A 5,202-nucleotide genomic window follows, 5' to 3' on the forward strand; every position below is an offset into this window, starting at 1 on the left:
CCTTGGCCTTTCTCGCACCGAGAACGATAAACATCACCAGCGTGAGAAGAATCTGTGCCAAAACAGGCCAAAAAATATGACTAGAACTCATCCGTGACTCCTGATTATTTGTGCATAACGCTGAGGTAACCGGCGCCGGAGCGACAGCGGAGGGAACCAAAAGCGCCAAGCTTTTGGCGTCCGGTTGACCGCTTGGTTATGTGGCACTCCGGTTCCTTGGGTTGTGACGAGATAGCACGGCACCACACCATTTATTGATGGTTTTGCGATCCTCCAGACCGAGGTCATACTTAAGATCGTGTGAAGGTGATGTGAGCATTTCTTCTCGAATATCTTCGTACTCTTGTTCAGTCAGTTCGAAAGGCTTCCAGTAGCAACCACCGCTCATTCCTTGATCTGTGCCGCCTGAAAGCAGCTCCTCATTCAAAATATGAAGAGGTGGGAACTGTTTAATGAATGAGACAGACACTGCCAGACGCGGGGAATAGTGTACGAGGAAATCGTCGAAATTAACGATCTCCCACTTTCCGTCGACGCTACCCATGCCGGGCAAAATTTTGACCTTAATTTGCCTCATAATTTTGTCTACACATAACGCGAAGCTTAGCGGCGCCCTTGCAATGGAGGCGAAGCCGCAATGAAAAGGGCGTCCGGCGGCCATCGGCCGCGTACTACAGCGACTGGTTAGTGGCAGGTAATGACACTGCCTACTACATGGCACTGACCGTGACGGCCTACTCCGTAACCCTGCACCGGCATAAGCCGATGCACTGTAATTGAAAACACCGCCATCGATGCGGTGAACGAACCTGAACTCAAAGGTAGCGGATCCAGACCGAGTTTTCGGCGGACAGCCCTACACGGTGAACACCAAAACCGCTACCAACGCCACCGCCTGCTAAAGCAACCAAACCGAACGCGGATTTTGACGGCCTTGGTGCTCACCAGATTATGCGGGTCTGGCAACCAGGCCCGGCACCAAGGCTACTAGCACGCCGCAGCCAAAAAGGACCGAGGCCACAGCCACTAACGCTGCCATAATTTGCAGTTTTGGAGTGGAGACTTTTGTGCTATTTTTAAGCACAAAAGGCGTAACGAAAAAACTGTCAAATTGATGGCCTTGTTAGCCATTTTTACAATTTATGTTCACTCAACGGAAATGAGTAAATGGCTTTACCTGAAGCTTCTAAAGTTTCTTTTATCCATACGTTGTATACGAATATATTCCTCTTGGCTATCTTAGATATCTCGGATGCAGGAACTAGCTCATTATCGGTTAAAACACGAATTGACTCAAAGTCACACTCATCTGAACCTGTTTGAGATGCCCATTTTTTTAAGCAATTCACGCATTCTTGCAACGTTTCATTATCGTATGAAGAAATCACCTGAGTTATTAGACTATACCTCCAATCAAAATCGGCTTTTTCTGCTACTTTAAGAACCCTATGTACTTCTTCTTTTCCAAGCTTCCTAAAGTACTCATAAATTGAGCCTGCAATAGGCCAATTTGGATCACACGTCCAAGATAGCAGCTCATCCATATATTCGTTATTCTTTGGGTAACCAATTTCAATGATTTCATTCACAGATTTTTGGTCGCCTTTATCTAATATTTTCATGATCATCTAAGGTGCTTTTTGTTGTTGCGATACTTCGCTGGCTAACGCCAGCGCACAACGGCGCCCTTGGAATGGAGGCGCAGCCGCAATGTAAAGGGCGTCCGGCGGCCGTAGGCCGCGAATTGATGCGCCTTGTTAGAAGCCGGCATAATCCGAAGCTTAGTCTTCATGCAGACCTCCTGTGACGGAAAAATCCAGCGAACCATGCTCTTGGGCGTTCACGAATAGGCGCGTGCCGTCGGAGAACTGCAAGAGGACTTCGTTGCTCTGATGTCTTACAACACCAGCGAGAATTTTACCCGCCAGCAATTTCTCAATAGATTTGGCCTCGCGCTCAAGGGTATGTTTTTGTTCGATGCTCATCTTATGGCTCGCAAGGCTTTTAACGCCCGGCTCACGCGCCGGTTTGGAGCTGCGAAGCAGCGGAAAACTGGTCGCCGTGCAGCCGATTGTTAAAGCATTTTCGCAGCGTGGTAAGGAGCATGGCCTCTTTCTCCGGAGTGCCAACCCCTGTATCAGTTGGATACTGTGACCACTCATCGGTCTTCGAGTACCCCCGGCGCAGGTAAAATTCCACAAGTTCTGTACGGGCGGCGATAACCACCAATACGCCAACCTGCGCATTAAATTTCTGAACCGCCAGTTCTTCCGCATGCGCCAGCAACAGCTTACCGATACCCGACGTTTGGAGCGAAGGATCAACCGCAAGCATGCCAATGTGGGCAACCCGGTCAGTTACCTCAACCTGTACGCAGCCGACCAAGCCTCGCTCATTGTTTCCTACCAATACAGTACCGGACTGGATAGCCGTGGTTACCTTCCCCTGATCTATTCGATCTCCGCTGACCAAGGCTGATTCATGTGTCCAACCTTCCGACCCAGCTTCTGGACGATAAGCCCGGTTTACCAGCTTCGTCACCGCTTCTACATCGGTTAACTCAGCTTTCCTGATGTGAACTTGAGGCACATGCTCGTCCTTTAGCTTTAACGCTCCACTAAAGTGCGCGTTTTTTAGCGTCACTTTTCAGTGACTTGTTATGTTTATCGGGACCTAATGCCCATAGTATGTATAGAACAATTACAGACTCTGGAAGTATAAATTGCCCGAATATTTTAGCGCCAGTATAACCAAACAGCCACCAAACAGTAGGCATTGATACTAGCGAAAAGACTGTAGCGATATAAATAAATCTGGGCACATGCCACTTGATTGAAGTTTCTGGGTATTTGTTCCGGCTAAAAGCCCATTTTCTCCATACAGTAGAAACTAGATAGATAACAAGGAAAAAACCTAATACAGCTAGCCAATCAAGAGCCATTAAGTTTTCAATACTACAATCAGGATTACACGAAAAGAGACTATCCATAATCTTCACTGTTCAAATTAGGAAACATAACGCTGAGCTTAGCGGCGCCACGTCAGTGGCGTCCGGTGGACGGCCCTCGGGCCGGGAACGTACTACAGCGACTGGTTAGCTGAGAAGCACCGGCGGGCGACAAACCCAGATCCTTGGCAACCAACATGACCGCCTGCTCCGTTGCTTTATGCACAAGCCCTAGCCGATGCACCCTGAGTAAAACTACCACCGACAATGCGGCGAATGAACCTGGACCTCAGATTAGCAGGTAAGCAAGGAACCAGGTTTCGACGGACACCTGGTTCCGGCAAACACTCACCTTTATGCCAACGCCACTGGCTGATTTTGGCTACCCACTCGCCGCGGATTCCGACGGCCTTGGCAAACCACGGGAATTGCCGGATTTGCTGCCAGTATAAGGCCAAGGCCAACACCACCGAGCCAACCAAAAGGCACAACGCACTACCCAGCTAACGCCGCTCAGCACGCGCGGCTACGAAATGGAGGCGCAGCCGCAATGCAGTAGCCGTCGCCGTGGCTGGCATGGTTAGATTGCTCTCAGAATTCTTCGGTTTCAACAATGTCAGGTCCAGTTTCCACCCAGCTACGCACCAACCAAGGTGTTCTATTAATGAAGGCATACTCTCGGAGCTCTATCTCGTAATCTCTTTTCTCCAATCCAGCGATCCGATAAGTAGCTGGATACCCACAGTCGCAGCCGATGATAGAGGGAACAATGCTCTTGTATCCGAGTACAAGTTTGCCAGACTCAAGAACTTTGTAGTTTCCAAAAATCCATGAGGTTCCGCAGTTTGGCGAAAGCGTTACGTCAACAATTGCCACGTCCTCCTGCCATACGATCTTGCTGGTATCGTCCGCGTCCTGAGAGTCGGCGCTGCAATAGCTAAATGAAAAATCCAAATCATCAGGCGCTTCGTGGTTAAAATATTCTTCGACAATCGTGGGCCCGGCTGCGAGATGAAAAAGAAGGGCCAATACGCATGCCAAAAGAACAGCCAAGCCAATAAGTGAGTATTTTAGAGCTCGATTCATATGCCTGACCAATCTAACGCGAAGATAAGCGGCGGCCCGACAGGGACGTCCGGTGGAGGCCAACGGCCGGAACGAACTTAATCGACTTGTTAAAACCTGCCATCACGAACCACCGGGCTTAGCCAGCCGCACCGCAACGTTGCTGTGTTGCGATCCAGTTTGGGTCTCATGCTGTGAGCCGAAAAGATTGACCCACTGACCCTGAACCAATAGCAACTCGCCGTTGCCAGCACTGTTCCCGTTACTCGTAGTGTGATTGCCAGCATAGTTGAATTCAAACTGGTCGGGCGAGCCTGCAACTGGCTTGAGTTCGTAACCTATGGCCAACTCGCTTGAAGAAGCAAAGCCATTATCCTTGCTCGACACACTAACCTTTAAGAGACTGGACTCCCTGAGAAAACTTGGCAGCAGATCAGAGGGTGCGCCATCGGTTTTGGTGGCCAGGCACTCACAGTACCGAACCTCCAAGACCAATGGTTTATTAGCGAGATAGTCCTCAGGAGCCGAATTTTCGGCAAGGGCAATACTGGGAATCAAAGATAGAAAAAGCAGAGTAATTTGCGATGCGATCCGTTGCATGTGACCTCCCGGGTTTTCGTTTTAACGCCAAGGTTTAGCGGCGCCCATGGAGCGCAGCGTAATGGGCGTCCGGTGCAGGGCCGGAGGCCCGGAACGAACTACAACGACTGGTTATGTGCATGGGCCAGCCCGTAAGAACTTGAAGTAGGACAGGCCAAGATTGTTTTTATTTTCTGAGACACAAACCCAACTGCCTACCGCGACCCGTTGTTGGCTCGCAATCTCAACCGTAACCAGTGAGCCCCCCGGGATTCTTACGACTAGCTGGGGTTGATTGCCGGTATTGGTATTCGAGTAGGCCAGGGCATGGACCTCACCAGTTAAAGGTTTGCTTTCTCTAACCCAACCGCCAACTAACATGAAAGCAGCCAAAACGGTAAATCCTACAAGGGCGATGCATAGAGGCCTATGCTCTAGGAGCCATAGCCTCAACGTGAACCATATATTAGATAAGTTCATTTCACCCACATAACGCCCGGCTCACCGAGCAAATTTTTGATGGCGGCTTTTGTGCGTGTTTTTGCACAAAAGGTGACAGCGGAAATTTGTCCGGTGGAGCCGCTGGTTATGCATGCATACTATCCCTAGTT

Annotated in this window: 7 protein-coding genes; all 7 read right to left on the reverse strand. The window is 49.7% G+C overall.

The annotated features are described in order from the left end of the window. Positions 1 to 196 precede the first annotated feature (196 nt). The 7 genes from FE845_RS18400 to FE845_RS18425 all read right to left on the reverse strand — a co-directional run bounded on the left by FE845_RS18400 (position 197) and on the right by FE845_RS18425 (position 4,612). Positions 197 to 577 carry a hypothetical protein gene (locus tag FE845_RS18400; RefSeq protein WP_200367969.1) on the reverse strand — a complete coding sequence of 127 codons (381 nt, stop codon included), beginning with the start codon at positions 575 to 577 and terminating at the stop codon, positions 197 to 199. Positions 578 to 1,133: 556 nt separating this feature from the next. Next, positions 1,134 to 1,628, reverse strand: coding sequence for a DUF5071 domain-containing protein (locus FE845_RS18405; RefSeq protein ID WP_200367977.1), 495 nt, complete (start codon positions 1,626 to 1,628; stop codon positions 1,134 to 1,136). Positions 1,629 to 1,663: 35 nt separating this feature from the next. Beyond that, positions 1,664 to 1,792: a hypothetical protein gene (locus FE845_RS18890; RefSeq protein ID WP_265092079.1), complete on the reverse strand. Its 129-nt coding sequence runs from the start codon at positions 1,790 to 1,792 to the stop codon at positions 1,664 to 1,666. Then, positions 1,782 to 1,985 carry a hypothetical protein gene (locus tag FE845_RS18410; RefSeq protein WP_200367979.1) on the reverse strand — a complete coding sequence of 68 codons (204 nt, stop codon included), beginning with the start codon at positions 1,983 to 1,985 and terminating at the stop codon, positions 1,782 to 1,784. Before FE845_RS18410 ends, FE845_RS18890 begins: the two co-directional genes overlap by 11 nt. Positions 1,986 to 2,016: 31 nt before the next feature. Then, positions 2,017 to 2,589 (reverse strand): GNAT family N-acetyltransferase, encoded by a 573-nt coding sequence (locus FE845_RS18415; protein ID WP_200367981.1) that lies wholly within the window; start codon positions 2,587 to 2,589, stop codon positions 2,017 to 2,019. A 949-nt stretch (positions 2,590 to 3,538) separates the two neighbouring features. Beyond that, positions 3,539 to 4,033, reverse strand: coding sequence for a hypothetical protein (locus FE845_RS18420; protein ID WP_200367983.1), 495 nt, complete (start codon positions 4,031 to 4,033; stop codon positions 3,539 to 3,541). Between the two features lie 102 nt (positions 4,034 to 4,135). Beyond that, positions 4,136 to 4,612, reverse strand: coding sequence for a hypothetical protein (locus FE845_RS18425; protein WP_200367985.1), 477 nt, complete (start codon positions 4,610 to 4,612; stop codon positions 4,136 to 4,138). Positions 4,613 to 5,202: the final 590 nt, after the last annotated feature.

Origin of the sequence: Marinobacter sp. 1-4A (assembly GCF_016597725.1) — a bacterium.
Lineage (GTDB): Bacteria > Pseudomonadota > Gammaproteobacteria > Pseudomonadales > Oleiphilaceae > Marinobacter.

Excerpts from the sequence above, each read along its gene's own strand:
- FE845_RS18890 (WP_265092079.1), bottom strand. The coding sequence starts at position 1,792 with ATGAAGACTAAGCTTCGGATTATGCCGGCTTCTAACAAGGCGCATCAA.
- FE845_RS18405 (WP_200367977.1), bottom strand. The coding sequence starts at position 1,628 with ATGATCATGAAAATATTAGATAAAGGCGACCAAAAATCTGTGAATGAA.
- FE845_RS18425 (WP_200367985.1), bottom strand. The coding sequence starts at position 4,612 with ATGCAACGGATCGCATCGCAAATTACTCTGCTTTTTCTATCTTTGATT.
- FE845_RS18420 (WP_200367983.1), bottom strand. The coding sequence starts at position 4,033 with ATGAATCGAGCTCTAAAATACTCACTTATTGGCTTGGCTGTTCTTTTG.
- FE845_RS18400 (WP_200367969.1), bottom strand. The coding sequence starts at position 577 with ATGAGGCAAATTAAGGTCAAAATTTTGCCCGGCATGGGTAGCGTCGAC.
- FE845_RS18410 (WP_200367979.1), bottom strand. The coding sequence starts at position 1,985 with ATGAGCATCGAACAAAAACATACCCTTGAGCGCGAGGCCAAATCTATT.